Source organism: Nonlabens sp., from assembly GCF_051251825.1.
Lineage (GTDB): Bacteria > Bacteroidota > Bacteroidia > Flavobacteriales > Flavobacteriaceae > Nonlabens.
Genome location: NZ_JBPOGG010000015.1, coordinates 16,378 through 30,934, shown reverse-complemented (window position 1 = coordinate 30,934; position 14,557 = coordinate 16,378). Strand labels below are relative to the sequence as shown.

Annotated in this window: 11 protein-coding genes; 6 read left to right on the top strand and 5 right to left on the bottom strand. The window is 35.6% G+C overall.

Translation table 11 applies throughout. The annotated features are described in order from the left end of the window. Positions 1–155 precede the first annotated feature (155 nt). Both ACSHWW_RS13160 and ACSHWW_RS13155 read right to left on the bottom strand, forming a co-directional pair. Positions 156–884 (bottom strand): carboxypeptidase-like regulatory domain-containing protein, encoded by a 729-nt coding sequence (locus ACSHWW_RS13160; protein ID WP_435682927.1) that lies wholly within the window; start codon positions 882–884, stop codon positions 156–158. Positions 885–1,031: 147 nt separating this feature from the next. After that, the gene (locus ACSHWW_RS13155; RefSeq protein ID WP_435682926.1) at positions 1,032–6,854 is read right to left on the bottom strand and encodes a T9SS type B sorting domain-containing protein; all 5,823 of its coding nucleotides are present in this window, start codon (positions 6,852–6,854) and stop codon (positions 1,032–1,034) included. A gap of 375 nt (positions 6,855–7,229) precedes the next feature. Here ACSHWW_RS13155 and rpsA point away from each other — a divergent pair, with 375 nt between their 5' ends. After that, positions 7,230–9,131 (top strand): 30S ribosomal protein S1, encoded by a 1,902-nt coding sequence (gene rpsA, locus ACSHWW_RS13150; protein WP_435682925.1) that lies wholly within the window; start codon positions 7,230–7,232, stop codon positions 9,129–9,131. Between the two features lie 120 nt (positions 9,132–9,251). Here the strand turns inward: rpsA and ACSHWW_RS13145 are convergent, their stop codons facing one another. Together ACSHWW_RS13145 and ACSHWW_RS13140 are read right to left on the bottom strand one after the other, a co-directional pair. Further along, the gene (locus tag ACSHWW_RS13145; RefSeq protein ID WP_435682924.1) at positions 9,252–10,082 is read right to left on the bottom strand and encodes a hypothetical protein; all 831 of its coding nucleotides are present in this window, start codon (positions 10,080–10,082) and stop codon (positions 9,252–9,254) included. After that, positions 10,072–10,503, bottom strand: coding sequence for a hypothetical protein (locus ACSHWW_RS13140; protein WP_435682923.1), 432 nt, complete (start codon positions 10,501–10,503; stop codon positions 10,072–10,074). The genes ACSHWW_RS13145 and ACSHWW_RS13140 overlap by 11 nt, the downstream gene beginning before the upstream one ends. 55 nt (positions 10,504–10,558) lie before the next feature. On the opposite strand from ACSHWW_RS13140, the gene pyrR reads away from it, so the two are divergent. From pyrR to ACSHWW_RS13120, 4 genes are read left to right on the top strand one after another with little or no spacing between them, the layout of a single operon-like run. Beyond that, entirely contained in the window at positions 10,559–11,104 is a 546-nt protein-coding gene (pyrR, locus tag ACSHWW_RS13135) for a bifunctional pyr operon transcriptional regulator/uracil phosphoribosyltransferase PyrR (RefSeq protein WP_435682922.1), read from the top strand. Beyond that, complete coding sequence (locus tag ACSHWW_RS13130) at positions 11,104–12,039, top strand: aspartate carbamoyltransferase catalytic subunit (RefSeq protein ID WP_435682921.1); 936 nt, start codon at positions 11,104–11,106, stop codon at positions 12,037–12,039. The genes pyrR and ACSHWW_RS13130 overlap by 1 nt, the downstream gene beginning before the upstream one ends. Then, the gene (locus tag ACSHWW_RS13125) at positions 12,032–12,364 is read left to right on the top strand and encodes a ribonuclease Z (protein WP_435682920.1); all 333 of its coding nucleotides are present in this window, start codon (positions 12,032–12,034) and stop codon (positions 12,362–12,364) included. Before ACSHWW_RS13130 ends, ACSHWW_RS13125 begins: the two co-directional genes overlap by 8 nt. Positions 12,365–12,404: 40 nt before the next feature. After that, positions 12,405–13,310 (top strand): ribonuclease Z, encoded by a 906-nt coding sequence (locus ACSHWW_RS13120; protein ID WP_435682919.1) that lies wholly within the window; start codon positions 12,405–12,407, stop codon positions 13,308–13,310. Between the two features lie 135 nt (positions 13,311–13,445). Here ACSHWW_RS13120 and ACSHWW_RS13115 read toward each other — a convergent pair whose 3' ends face one another. Beyond that, positions 13,446–13,961: a DUF2892 domain-containing protein gene (locus tag ACSHWW_RS13115; protein ID WP_435682918.1), complete on the bottom strand. Its 516-nt coding sequence runs from the start codon at positions 13,959–13,961 to the stop codon at positions 13,446–13,448. A 259-nt stretch (positions 13,962–14,220) separates the two neighbouring features. Here ACSHWW_RS13115 and rpmH point away from each other — a divergent pair, with 259 nt between their 5' ends. Further along, positions 14,221–14,385: a 50S ribosomal protein L34 gene (gene rpmH, locus ACSHWW_RS13110; protein WP_042249657.1), complete on the top strand. Its 165-nt coding sequence runs from the start codon at positions 14,221–14,223 to the stop codon at positions 14,383–14,385. Positions 14,386–14,557 lie beyond the last annotated feature (172 nt).

Here is a 14,557-nt window from a genome sequence, read left to right as displayed (position 1 = left end):
TCGTTTGAAAATAATTAGTCGTAGAAATGTTGAGTTAATTACAGTTAAACATCAATTTTTAAGAATATAAAATGTTAAAAATGTTAATTTACTGATTATTAATTGATTTAAACTGGATTCACTTGTATTATTTATATTCTAATGGGATTTAATGACTATTTATCTATTGTTTCGATAACTATAATTCTATCTAAGTTTCTATTGTTATGAAGAATTAATTCTCCAGCAGGTCTTATGATTGTGAGGCTTTCTAAGTTCCTTGGATTGATTGCTCTAAACTCTTTTACAGTAGCAAGTTTTCCATTAATGATGAATAATGGTTCTATTTTTTCTTTTACAAATTGAATTCTTTCGAGTTCTTGAGTATCCAAAATTCCTGAATCTTGTAGTTTAGTTGCTTGACCATTAATTAGGTATAAACGTTCTTTAAAGGGAATATCTTTGGTTTTAGTCCTTATTGTGTCTCGGTTTGTTACATACCCATGCGGAATTTGAGTTTTTAATATTTCGGCAATCGATTTTTTATTTTTTTGGATTGTATCGGTTATGGTGCCGTGAGATTCGATTTTAGGCATGACACGATAACAACTGATGAAGCTTTGTTGGATTTCAGGCTTCATGGAAATATTCAATACCGATTTTCCTACTTTAATGTGAATGGGTTGGTAGTTAGTTACATGAAAAGTCAAAATTTCATTTCTTTTGGCTTCAATAGAGTATAATCCGTCAAAGCCCGTAGAGGTAGATTTTTTACTAGTGTTATTAAAGATAGTTACACCTAGAAGAGGCGTATTGGTTTCGTCAACTACCTTTCCAGTAATAGTTTTGGCCTGAGAAACAAATGCCATGAGCATTATGAAACCTAAGAGTAATAATTTTTTCATGATTTAAAGTTTTAAAGTTGGTATAAAACTAATCTTGTAAAAACCTGATTACTAGCTACAATGAGTGAATAGGGCTTATGGGTGAGTGAATGATGTCAAGATTTGATAAGAGTGTTTTATAAACGCTTTCGCGAAAGCGTACTAAAACTACCTCTTCAAAGTAAAATGGCCTGTAATTTCAGTTCCATCATTCAGCTTGATTTGATACCAGTAATCACTTGATGGCAAAGTATTATTATTGAAAATCCCATCCCATAAATAGGGAGCGGTATATTGGGTAAGCAGTAATTTGCCATATCTGTCAAAAATTGAAATCACCTCAATTTTATCAGTGGGATCTTTTACTTCCCATAAATCATTGAAACCATCTTGATTAGGCGTGAAATACTTAGGGATATCTATATCTAATCTTCTAGTTGTAAAACGAGTAGATGTACAACCTACTGCATTTCCCAAACCGTTATATGGAGTTATGGTTACATATAATATAGTTCCTTCCGGAAGATTCTGATTACCTCCATAAGAGACGTTACTACCATTATCAAAGTTATTGAGAACATCTGTACCGTTAGGAGTTGTTCCAATGCTTATGATATATCCAGTTGCACCTGGCGAAAAGTTCCAACTTATGAATGTATCAACTGCCACATCAATCGCATTATCTACAGGAGCAATGATGGTCGCGCAAGGCGGAATGACAGGAATAATTTCAGTCGTAAAACTAGTTTCTGTACAACCAACAGCATTACCTACTGCATTGTATGGAATAATAGTTACGTAGTAAGTTGTTCCTTCAATAAAATCAGCTGGCGGATTATACAGCGTTGCGTTTCCATTACCAAAGTTGTTCAGCACATCAGTCAATCCAGGTGCGGTTCCTATGGAAATAAAATAACCCGTTGCAGTTGGTTCTGGATTCCAAGAAATATCATTATCAATCGCTACATCAACGGCATTATCCAATGGAACGATGATTGTCGTACATGGAGGAACGACAGGAATTATTTCAGTAGTAAAACTAGTTTCTGCACAGCCTGCTGCATTTCCTACGGCGTTATAAGGAGTGATCGTTACATAAAAAGTAATATTCTCCGCAAAATCTACTGGTGGATTGTAAAGTGTTGCGTTTCCATTATCAAAGTTGTTCAATACATCAGTCAATCCAGGTGCGGTTCCTATAGAAATAAAATAACCCGTTGCAGTTGCTACAGCATTCCAAGAAATATCAGTATCAATCGCTACATCAACGGCATTATCCATTGGAGCGATGATGGTCGTACATGGTGGAACGACAGGAATTATTTCAGTAGTAAAACTAGTTTCAGCACAACCTACCGCATTTCCTACTGCATTGTAAGGTGTGATGGTTACGTAATACGTAGCGTTTTCTAGAAAGTTCACCGGTGGATTGTAAAGTGTTGCGTTTCCATTATCAAAATTGTTTAAGACATCATTTAATCCTGGTGCGGTTCCTATGGAAATAAAATAACCTGTTGCAGTTGGTTCTGGATTCCAAGAAATATCAGTATCAATCGCCACATCAACGGCATTATCCATTGGAGCGATGATGGTCGTACATGGAGGAACTACTAGAATCGTCTCTGTAGTAAAACTAGTTTCTGTACAACCTACCGCATTTCCTACGGCGTTATAAGGAGTGATCGTTACATAAAAAGTAGTATTCTCCGCAAAATCTACTGGCGGATTATACAGCGTTGCGTTTCCATTATCAAAGTTGTTCAGCACATCAGTCAATCCTGGTGCAGTTCCTATAGAAATAAAATATCCCATTGCAGTTGCTACAGCATTCCAAGAAATATCAGTATCAATCGCTACATCAACGGCATTATCCACTGGAGCGATGATGCTCGTACATGGAGGAATGACAGGAATAATCTCTGTAGTAAAACTAGTTTCTGCACAGCCTGCTGCATTTCCTACGGCGTTATAAGGAGTAATCGTCACATAAAAAGTAGTATTCTCCGCAAAATCTACTGGTGGATTATAAAGTGTTGCGTTTCCATTATCAAAGTTGTTCAACACATCAGTCAATCCAGGTGCGGTTCCTATGGAAATAAAATAACCCGTTGCAGTTGGTTCTGGATTCCAAGAAATATCAGTGTCGATTGCCACATCAATAGCATTATCCACTGGAGCGATGATGCTCGTACATGGAGGAATGACAGGAATAATCTCTGTAGTAAAACTAGTTTCTGCACAGCCTGCTGCATTTCCTACGGCGTTATAAGGAGTAATCGTCACATAAAAAGTAGTATTCTCCGCAAAATCTACTGGTGGATTATAAAGTGTTGCGTTTCCATTATCAAAGTTGTTCAACACATCAGTTAATCCAGGTGCGGTTCCTATGGAAATAAAATAACCCGTTGCAGTTGCAACAGCATTCCAAGAAATATCAGTATCAATCGCCACATCAACGGCATTATCCATTGGAGCGATGTTCGTGGTGCATGGTGGAACGACTGGAATTATTTCAGTAGTAAAACTAGTTTCAGCACAACCTACCGCATTTCCTACGGCGTTATAAGGAGTGATCGTTACATAAAAAGTAGTATTCTCCGCAAAATCTACTGGCGGATTGTAAAGTATAGCGTTTCCATTATCAAAGTTGTTCAATACATCAGTCAATCCAGGTGCGGTTCCTATGGAAATAAAATAACCCGTTGTAGTTGCTACAGCATTCCAAGAAATATCAGTATCAATCGCCACATCAATGGCGTTATCCATTGGAGCGATGATGCTCGTACATGATGGAACGACAGGAATTATTTCGGTAGTGAATTCTTCTTCTGAACAAGCTGGATCACTTCCAGATGAGTTATATGGAGTAATTTTTACATAAATAACAGTACCGTATGGTAAATTAAATGTCGGATTATAGGTATTTGTGTTTCCTACGTCAGTGTCAGGAAGTATATCTCCAGCACCAGGAAAAGTTCCTATTCTTATTCGATATCCTGTAGCATTTATCGCTATATCCCATGTTAAATTTGTGGTTACAGGTACATTAGTATCGGCTCTTACGGGACTTGTCAAAGTGGAGCATCCTGCAAGAGGTAATGTCATGAAACTAGTTTCGGTGCAACCAATTGCATTACCAACTGTGTTATACGGTGTTATAATTACGTAAAAGAATCCGCCAGCTGTAAAATCTGTAGGTGGATTATAAACGGTGCTGTTTCCATTGTCAAAATTGTTCAACACATCAGTCAGTCCTGGTGCGGTTCCTAAGGAAATAAAATAACCCGTTGCAGTTGGTTCTGGATTCCAAGAAATATCGGTATCTATAGGAACATTCATTGCATTATTCAAAGGAGAAATAATGGATGTACATGGAGGAACGATAGCGATGATATCTGTAAAAAAACTTTCTTCAACGCATCCCGTAGCTTCTCCTAATTCGTTAAAAGGGATAATTTTAACAAATATCTCAGAGGCATCAGGTAAATCAAATGGGATGTTATAGGTTGTGACATTAGCATTGACGACTGCGCTGATTAAATTTGAACTACCAGAGATTGTTCCTATTTCTATAATATAACCTGTAGCATTAGCAACAGGATTCCAAGTTAAATCAGTATCTGTCATTACCGCTGTGGCACCATTTAGAGGTGTTGATAGATTTGTGCAATTGTTCAAAGCACTTGCGGTAAAAAAACTTTCTTCAGTACAATTTATAGCATTACCACTACCGTTAATAGGTGTAATGGTTACAAATAATTGAGAGGCTGCTGGTAATAGATTTGAAAAATTATAAGAGGTTGTATTACCTAAAGTTACATCAACGATATCATTATTTCCTGCTGTGGTTCCCACTTGAATATTATAGCCTATAGCATCGCTAACTGCATTCCAGACTATATTACTGGTAAGAGGCACATCAATCGAACCATCAAGCGGTGATAATAAAGAAGTACAGTTAGGAATAGGAGGAACGATACATGTTGCGTTAAAAGGTATTTGTAACTCATAGGCTCCTAAATCAATCGTGGTCTCAAATATTCTAGGATTGTTTCCTAAATCGATAGGTGAATTTGTATAAGAATTAAGACCTGCATTAACAGTAGGTGAACAGCGTTGCATTCTAAAATCATAAGCGGTGGGATTTACAAATATGGGTTCATTTGTAATTAAAGTGCCATTGAGATTTCCCGTGCCTGCAGGATTTTCTCCTTTAACTAGACTGTGGTTGACAGTTAAGTTGCTCGTGTTTCCTGAAAAGCCACTTTGGGTTAGATTATTACTTCCTGACCAGATAATTGAGTTATGCAGAGTAGAAGGTAAAATAGAATTAAATCGTACTGATACATTTGTTGTCGCTAGGTCTGAGGCAGTAAAGGTTCCATTTGTTATGTTTAATGCAGTGTCATTTGCCGAATCCAACAGCAAATGCGAGCCTCCATTTTGCTCTGAGATCATCATTATGTTTTCAACAGCAGCATCTATTCTTCCTAAACTTAAAAAAATACCACCGGTACTATTACCTCTATAGTAATCACTTTTTGAGTTGAAAGAAAGAATGCGATTTATTTCTACGTCAATATTATCACCTATAAACGTATTTCTATTGCTATTCAAAACTGAAAATCTAGTAATTTCTACAGGAGTAAAAACATTATTTAAAAAAATATTATCTGATAATTCAACAGTATAAGGTCCATTAGTAGTGTCATACATATAAACTAATGGCTCATTAAGAGTATGGTTTTTAAACGTATTATTAGTAATCTCCATACCTATAGGATTAACAGAGTTAATACCCATAAATACATTACTATTATTAGCATCAAAAACACAGCTATCTACAATAGCATAAGCGCCATACCCTATTTGAAGAATACTTGCAGCAGATCCATTTGCCGTGTTATTAATAAAATCACAATTGCGGAATGTAACCGTTGGATTAGTAACATCTCCTCTTATTTCTCCTACGACATAAGGTCCCGATCCAGTGGCGCTATTATTCTCAAATAAACAATTTGTTACAATCATTTCTACATTCCTCATTCCCATAACAGGTTTAGGAAAAACACTTATTGCAGTATTGTTTGTGAATCTGGTTTGATCCATCATTAAATTACCTCCATTACCTAGCAAGTTGATAGTGCCTTCACCGCTATTATTATTAAAAATAGAGTTAGTAAGTGTAAGATCAATATTATTAAAAGTTAGGACTGCTCCGCTTACTAGAGTATTGTTTTCTGCTATTATATCAGTAATAACAGCTGTGGCGCCTGCTGGAGCATTAAATCCACCTAGGTTGATGATACCACTCGTGGTATCAAATCCTCTAAAATTACACTTGCTTATTTGAGTATTAATAGTGCTTGTTCCAATGCTTATGGCTTGATCCATATTATTTTCAAACGTGGATCTTGTGATATCAAAATTTTGTAGCGTAAGTCCAAAACCTCTTATAGATTCCTCTTGAATATTTGTAAATAAGCTATCACTAATTTTACATGTGGTAAAAACACCTGTAAGTCGAACCGCATTAGTAAGAATTTGATCAAAGCTTACTTGATGAATAAATAGATTTGAATTAGATTCAATCGCAATTCTACAATTAAAAAAGGCTATTCCTGAAATATTAAAATCTGCAGTGGTAGATATGTCAAATATTTTTGCAATCAAATTTACTGGATCAAAATCTGCTTGAATTTGAGTAGTATATATCGTGCTATTTTGAATACCGCCACCTGCTGGGAATCCACCTATTAATGTTAGTGGAATATTTATATCAATCTCTGTACTAGGTTGATAAATCCCTTGAGCTATTAAAATTTGATCACCGCTAGAAGCTGCGTTTACCGCACTTTGTATATCTTGAAAAGCAGTAGCCCAACTTAAACCATTACCACCAGTAGGAGCTGATTGATCCACGTATATATCAACAGCAAAGACTTTAAGAGAAATTAGAAAAAAGAATAGTACAAGTGTTTTTTTAATCATTGACTCTTTTAAATTATTTATATAGGTAGCTCCTTTAAAACCACAACATGTTGATTATAAAGCGGTTTTTAAATATACGTCAGTTTTTATTTTTTGGATGTTTTAATGAGCAAAAATATCTTTTATTAGTGATTCTCATCTTTAGGTAGTAGTAGTTTAGAATACGCTTTCGCGAAAGCGAGATCAAAAAGATCGCCGTCAGTGAATTACACTCAAAAAGTTGTATGATTTTAATAAAAACAATTGTACTTTTGCAAACCCAAATCGAGAATAAGGAAACCGGTTGGGAATCAAAACTTTATAAACAAATCTTCTAAGGAAGTTCTGTAAGTTTCCACGCCTCTTTAGAATACAAATTTTAATCAGCAACCTATTATGGCTGAAGACAACAAAAAAGTAGCAGAAGTTTCTAATGAAGAAACACAGGCGCACACTGCACCTACCGCTACAGAACAACAAACTAACCCAACTGAATTCTTAGACACATTTGATTGGGAACGTTACAGTGAAGGAATCGAAAAAGTTGATGAAGATCAATTGAAAGCTTTTGAAAAGCTTGTAGAAGATAACTTCGTAGATACCATCGACAACGATGTGATGACTGGTACAGTAATTAAAATCACAGATCGTGATGCAATTATTGACATCAACGCAAAGTCTGAAGGTGTTATCTCTTTAAATGAGTTCCGTTACAACCCAAACCTTAAAGAAGGTGATAAAGTTGAGGTTCTTGTAGATGTACGTGAAGATGCGACAGGACAATTGATCCTTTCTCACCGTAAAGCACGTCTTATCAAGGCTTGGGAACGCGTTAACAACGCACACGATACAGGAGAAATCGTTAACGGTTACGTAAAATGTCGTACTAAAGGTGGTATGATTGTAGACGTATTTGGTATCGAGGCTTTCTTACCAGGATCACAAATTGATGTGAAGCCTATCCGTGATTATGATGCTTATGTAGATAAAACTATGGAATTCAAAGTTGTGAAAATCAACCACGAATTTAAAAACGTAGTAGTTTCTCATAAAGCTCTTATTGAGGCTGATATCGAAGAGCAGAAAAAAGAAATTATCTCTCGTCTAGAAAAAGGACAAGTACTAGAAGGTGTTGTGAAAAACATTACTTCTTACGGTGTATTTGTTGATTTAGGTGGTGTAGATGGATTAGTTCACATTACTGACCTTTCTTGGTCACGTATCAATCACCCTAACGAGATTGTAGAATTAGATCAAACACTTAACGTAGTAATCCTTGACTTTGATGAAGATAAGTCACGTATCCAGTTAGGTCTTAAACAATTAGAGGCTCACCCATGGGAAGCTCTATCTGACAAGATCAAGCCAGGTGATAACGTAAAAGGAAAAGTAGTTGTAATCGCAGATTACGGTGCATTTGTTGAAGTTGAAGAAGGAGTTGAAGGATTAATTCACGTATCTGAAATGTCATGGTCTACACACTTAAGAAGTGCTGGTGACTTTGTAAAAGTAGGTGATGTAGTTGATGCACAAGTTCTTACTATAGATAGAGAAGATCGCAAGATGTCTCTAGGTATGAAGCAACTTCACCCAGATCCATGGACAGATATTACTTCTAAGTATCCTGTAGGTTCAACTCACAACGGTATCGTGAGAAACTTCACAAACTTTGGTGTATTTGTTGAGTTAGAAGAAGGAGTAGATGGATTAATCTACATCTCTGACTTATCATGGACTAAGAAAATCAAGCATCCAAGCGAATTCTGCGCAGTAGGAGATAAACTAGACATAGTTGTTCTTGAACTAGATGTAGAAGGACGTAAATTATCACTAGGTCACAAACAAACTATGGATAACCCATGGGATAAGTATGAGGCTGATTTCGGTATAGGTTCAACTCACGAGGTTGCTATTACTGATATGGTAGATAAAGGTGCTGTAGTTGAGTTTAATGAAGACATTACTGCTTTCATTCCTACTCGTCACTTAGAAAAAGAAGATGGTACTAAATTGAAGAAAGGTGAGATGGCTCAAATCCAGATCATTGAATTCAATAAAGAATTTAAGAGAGTTGTTGCTTCTCACATGGTAATCCATAAAGAAGAAGAAGCTAAGATTGTTAAGCAGGCAGCTGCAAAATCTGCAGAGTCAACTGATAAGCCTACACTAGGTGATGCAAACTCTAAGCTACAAGCTCTTAAAGACCGCATGGAAGGTAAAGCTCCTAAAGCTGCACCAAAAGCAAAGGCTAAAGCGAAAGCTAAAGCTGCTCCAGCTGCTTCTACTGAAGAAGAATAGATTTACTTTAAGTAATGATTATAAATCCCTTGTCAAATTGACAAGGGATTTTTTTATGTCTTAAAGTTAGTAAGGCTGTGATGAACTTAAATAATTGAACCTATTTAATAACGATAGATATTACGAACCAAAAATGATCTTCTGATTGTAAAGTGTGTAAATGACAATCATAACTAAGAATACTGCTAGGTAGTATTTATGAAGTCTAGTTTGAGGCAACTTTACATCAAACAAACAAATCAATAGCAGTATAGAAAAGAATCCATATTCAAACCTTAAAAAGGCGGTACCTATTATGAATATTAAGAAAACGAGATACTTATAATAATGTCTAGCAAATAATAAAAATGCGGTAACGATTAATTCTACTAATAGAATAACATAAGTCATTACTTTAATCCACATAACTATAGAATCACTAACCTCTAAACTAGTCATGTGTCCACCGTACCTTATAGTGTAAAATTCTTGAAATTGTTCTACAAGGTGATTATAGTCTGTAAATAAAAGCTCACCTATATAAGGTGTACTATCTCCAGATAGGAAAAGCTCTGCATAGAGGTTTCCATTCATAAAGTAAGGTGAGATTAACTTTTGCAACGTGGCTATTGAAAATATAAGAGAGATAAGGTATAAAGGGAAATTCCATTTAGAATCCTTGAACCATAGTTTATAAGTAACATACCAAGTGAAAATACCTAATAGGAAATAGTGGTTTGCTGTGTTGTAATAATTTGAATAAATATGACCTGCAAAAAATAAAGAATAAATGATAAGCACCCATTTTTCAATTTTCACGTTACGATAAAAAATAAAAACTATTGCAAGTATTAAAACAGGTAATCTAAGACTGGTCCATAAAGTAAAACCGTGACTAACTACTGTCAGTATAAGTATGTGATAAAGTATGGTTATTTCTTTATCAAGTAAATTTGATAATTTAAATCGCATTCTCAAATAGGATTTTTTGAAGAATACTTTTAGAATCAATGTCAATTTCAACTCCTTGAAGATATAAAGTGTCACCTTCCTTAACTAGACTTTTTAAATATTCTAAATTTTTATAGGCATCAAAATACTTTTGTGGAAAATAGATAAATAGCATGGCTTCCTTCTTATGAAGATCATAAGAACGTTGATCCAGGCTGTCTAGTTTCTCGTAAAGTTCATCGCTTAATGGATATACATGAATAGTCCTTGTATCATTTTTTAATTGGATTAAACCTAGAGTGCGATGACTTTCAGTGTACATACCATAGCCACCACCTTTCCATGGAGTAAGTGTCATAAAATTACTGGCATAGACTTGCCATCCTATCATTAATACCGGAATGGCAACTAAAACGATTTTGATATAAGATTGTAATTTCATTATGATTCATTATCCTATGCAAAATAGTTATCTTTGCATTAATTAGCAGCAATTAATGAGTCAAAAAATACTTCTCAACGCGCAAGAACTGGATATTATACTTCACAGGTTAGCGTGTCAATTAATTGAAAATCACAATCGTTTTGAAAAAACAGCACTTATAGGTTTACAACCTAGAGGTAGGTTTTTATTGAATCGACTTTCTGTCATGTTAAAAGAACATTACGGGATTAAGGATTTGAAAACAGGTTTACTTGATATTACTTTTTATAGAGATGACTTCCGTCGTGGAGATGAACCGCTCAAAGCAAATTCTACAGACATACAGTTTATCGTTGAAGATAAGAATGTGGTTATCGTAGATGATGTCCTTTATACAGGTCGTAGTATAAGAGCAGCCTTGACGGCTTTACAATCTTTTGGAAGACCAGCATCTATCGAGTTATTAACGCTTATAGATCGCAGGTTCTCTAGACATCTTCCTATACAGCCAGATTATAATGGAAGACAAGTAGATGCCATAGGCGACCAAAAAGTAAAAGTGCTCTGGAAAGAAAATGATGGAGAAGATGCTGTTTACCTATTAAAAAATGAAAGCTAATGAGTGAATTAAGTGTGAACCATTTATTAGGAATAAAAGACCTCACAAAAGAGGATATTCAACTCATTCATACTACCGCAGATCAGTTTAAGGAAGTGATTAATAGACCTATTAAAAAGGTACCATCACTGAGAGATATTACTATTGCAAATCTCTTTTTTGAAAACTCTACTCGTACTAAACTATCCTTTGAACTCGCTGAGAAACGATTAAGTGCAGACGTGATCAACTTCAGCGCATCGCAAAGTTCTGTAAAGAAAGGTGAAACATTAGTTGATACAGTAAATAATATTCTCGCCATGAAGGTGGATATCGTAGTGATGCGTCACCCTAATCCTGGTGCAGGAGTATTTCTAGCTAAGCATGTAAATGCACGTATAGTAAATGCTGGTGATGGAGCACATGAACATCCTACTCAGGCATTACTAGATTCTTATAGTATAAGAGAAAAACTAGGAACTCTTGAAGGTAAAAAGGTAGTGATTGTAGGTGATATTTTACACAGTCGTGTAGCTCTTTCTAATATTTATTGTCTTCAAAAACTAGGAGCAGAGGTCATGGTCTGTGGACCAGCCACTTTAATTCCTACTCATATAGAATCACTAGGTGTAAAAGTGGAATTAAACCTGCGCAAAGCACTTGAATGGTGTGATGTTGCAAATATGCTACGTGTTCAGAACGAGCGCATGGATATTTCTTATTTCCCGAGTGTACGTGAGTATGTGCAACAATATGGTGTGAATAAGGAATTACTGGACAGTCTTAAAAAGAAGATTGTCATTATGCATCCTGGTCCTATAAATAGAGGTGTAGAAATAACCAGTGATGTAGCAGACTCAGACCAAGCTATAATACTTAACCAAGTAGAGAATGGTGTCGCGATACGCATGGCCGTTTTATATTTAATTGCTTCAAAAATTCAACGCGATGATTAGTGAAACTCACGACAATTTTACGTTACTGAGAGATGAATATGATGATATAAAAAACTTCGCTCAGTTCCTGCCTACCATATTTGACCAGTTTGAAGGTAAAAGTGTGATCGTAGACTTAATACAGTATCATGATGCTACACTACCAGATCTATTACTTTTTCTAGAATTAAGTAATAACCACAGAGCAACTAAACAATCCTTTGTAATGGTAAATGCTGCATTGTCACCAGATGAGATTCCGGTGGAATTGCTTGTAGTTCCTACCTTGCAAGAAGCAAAAGACGTTATCGAGATGGAAGACATCGAGAGAGATTTAGGGTTTTAATCATTCCATGAAACTCACAAACCCAATAATTTAATAACATTTGAAACTAACCATTCTAGGCTGCCATAGTGCAACTCCTACAGCATCAACAAGACCTACATCTCAAGTCCTTGAAATGCGTGGTAATTTGTTTTTGATTGATTGTGGAGAAGGAACCCAGATGGCCATGCGCTTGAATAGAGTGAAGTTTTCTCGTATTAAATCAATCTTTATATCTCATCTCCATGGCGATCATTTTTTTGGCCTTATTGGGATGATTTCTACGTTTTGTTTACTAGGCAGAGATACGCCACTTACCATTTACGGTCCTAAAGGTATACGCGAGATCATTTTATTACAATTAAAGTTGACTAAGAGTTACACGACTTTTGATTTACGCTTTCGCGAAAGCGAGTCCAAAGAATCTCATCTTATCTATGAAGATGAAAAGGTTACAGTAACCACCATTCCACTAAATCACAGAGTTTATACCAATGGATATCTATTTCAAGAGAAACCACTGGAACGCAAGCTAGATATAGTTGCCTGTGAAGAATATGGAATAGATCATGCTTACTATCGTAAAGTGAAGCAAGGTCACGATATCCAATTAGAAAATGGCGAGGTCATCACAAACGATTTACTCACTATGGATCCGGTACCGGCATTGAGTTATGCATTTTGCAGCGATACGATGTATAAGCCCGATATTGTTCCTATTATAAAGAATGCGACCGTGCTCTATCACGAATCTACCTTCTTAAAATCTCACGAAGATCTCTGCGAGCGTACCAAACACAGCACCGCTGCACAAGCCGCCGATATTGCAAAACAAGCTGAAGTAGGTACACTAATATTAGGACATTACTCCACACGTTACGGCGATTATGAACTATTCAGAAAAGAAGCGCTAGAAACATTCCCTAACGTAGAACTCGCAGCAGATGGGAAAGTTTTTGATTTTTGATATTCCGCACTCGATGCGGAATCTGCTGCTGACTTAAGATAAATGTTTATTTGAACTAAAATTATTCCAGCCATAAAAAAATGCCCAATCGCTAGATTGGGCATTTTAATAATTTTATATTCCAACAGCCAACAGCTAGATCTTCTTCATTTGCTGTTTCATCATTTTAATTTGATCAGCGAGCATGTTGTGTGTATCTAGTTTTTTGGCCTCAGTAAGCAGCGTAGTGGCTTCACGTTTTCTACGTTTGGTCATAGCGATACCGGCAAGGTTTAATTTTGCAACGGCAAGATCTTGATCCATGCTCAATCCTAATTTGATAGCCTTTTTAAAGTATTTCTCAGCTTTGGTCATGTTAGTTTGAGAAATCATTAAACCATGTAAGTAGTTATAATAACCTTGTTGCTTAGTGACTAGAGCTGCCTCAGGATTTTTAATTTTATCAAGCCATTTCATAGCTCCAGGAAAATCTTGCTTTCTCAGTTTCCAGAACGCCAGCAAGATCATCTCGTTTTTAAAATAAAGAAAAACGAATATTCCAGCGAGCAGTATCAAGAAGATACCGTTCATAATTTCGTTCAATGTAAATTGATATACGGCAAATGCTACGATCAACACAGCAATGACGATTTTAATGTTTTTATTAAACATGGTGGTTTTTTAATTAAGCTGCAAAGATAAATATTTAAGAGAAGAGTAGCGTGGTTTGTAGGATTGAGATTTTTAATAGATTTACAATTTGGGCACCATATTTTATATTTCTAAGAATAAATTTAATTCAAAATCAACTCAAAAATTATTTCAAAAAAAACAACATCACCTATTGCTTGTGTAAAAAGACTTCTTATATTTGCACCCGATAAAAAATGGAGGAGAAATCCTTTTTATATATAGAGATAGAATATAAGCTATGGCACAAAAAAGAACATACCAACCGTCTAAAAGAAAAAGAAGAAACAAACATGGTTTCAGAGAGCGCATGGCATCTGCAAACGGTCGTAAGGTTCTTGCACGTCGTAGAGCAAAAGGTCGTAAGAAACTTTCTGTATCTACAGAGTTAAGACATAAGAGATAATGATTCTCTAGTATTGATATATAAGGCGTTACTTTTTTTTAAAGTAACGCCTTTTTTTATGTCTTGTAACGAGTCTCAAGGGATTTTAAAATAGTCGAAAACCTGTTTATTACTTCTCAAACCACAACTCAAATCAAGACCAAAAACTAAATTTTTACCACGATATTTAAGC

Bases quoted from the DNA above. Each gene is read 5' to 3' on its own strand.
- ACSHWW_RS13160 (WP_435682927.1), bottom strand. From the start codon at position 884: ATGAAAAAATTATTACTCTTAGGTTTCATAATGCTCATGGCATTTGTT.
- ACSHWW_RS13155 (WP_435682926.1), bottom strand. From the start codon at position 6,854: ATGATTAAAAAAACACTTGTACTATTCTTTTTTCTAATTTCTCTTAAA.
- ACSHWW_RS13125 (WP_435682920.1), top strand. From the start codon at position 12,032: ATGATTAGTGAAACTCACGACAATTTTACGTTACTGAGAGATGAATAT.
- rpsA (WP_435682925.1), top strand. From the start codon at position 7,230: ATGGCTGAAGACAACAAAAAAGTAGCAGAAGTTTCTAATGAAGAAACA.
- ACSHWW_RS13140 (WP_435682923.1), bottom strand. From the start codon at position 10,503: ATGAAATTACAATCTTATATCAAAATCGTTTTAGTTGCCATTCCGGTA.
- ACSHWW_RS13145 (WP_435682924.1), bottom strand. From the start codon at position 10,082: ATGCGATTTAAATTATCAAATTTACTTGATAAAGAAATAACCATACTT.
- ACSHWW_RS13115 (WP_435682918.1), bottom strand. From the start codon at position 13,961: ATGTTTAATAAAAACATTAAAATCGTCATTGCTGTGTTGATCGTAGCA.
- rpmH (WP_042249657.1), top strand. From the start codon at position 14,221: ATGGCACAAAAAAGAACATACCAACCGTCTAAAAGAAAAAGAAGAAAC.
- pyrR (WP_435682922.1), top strand. From the start codon at position 10,559: ATGAGTCAAAAAATACTTCTCAACGCGCAAGAACTGGATATTATACTT.
- ACSHWW_RS13130 (WP_435682921.1), top strand. From the start codon at position 11,104: ATGAGTGAATTAAGTGTGAACCATTTATTAGGAATAAAAGACCTCACA.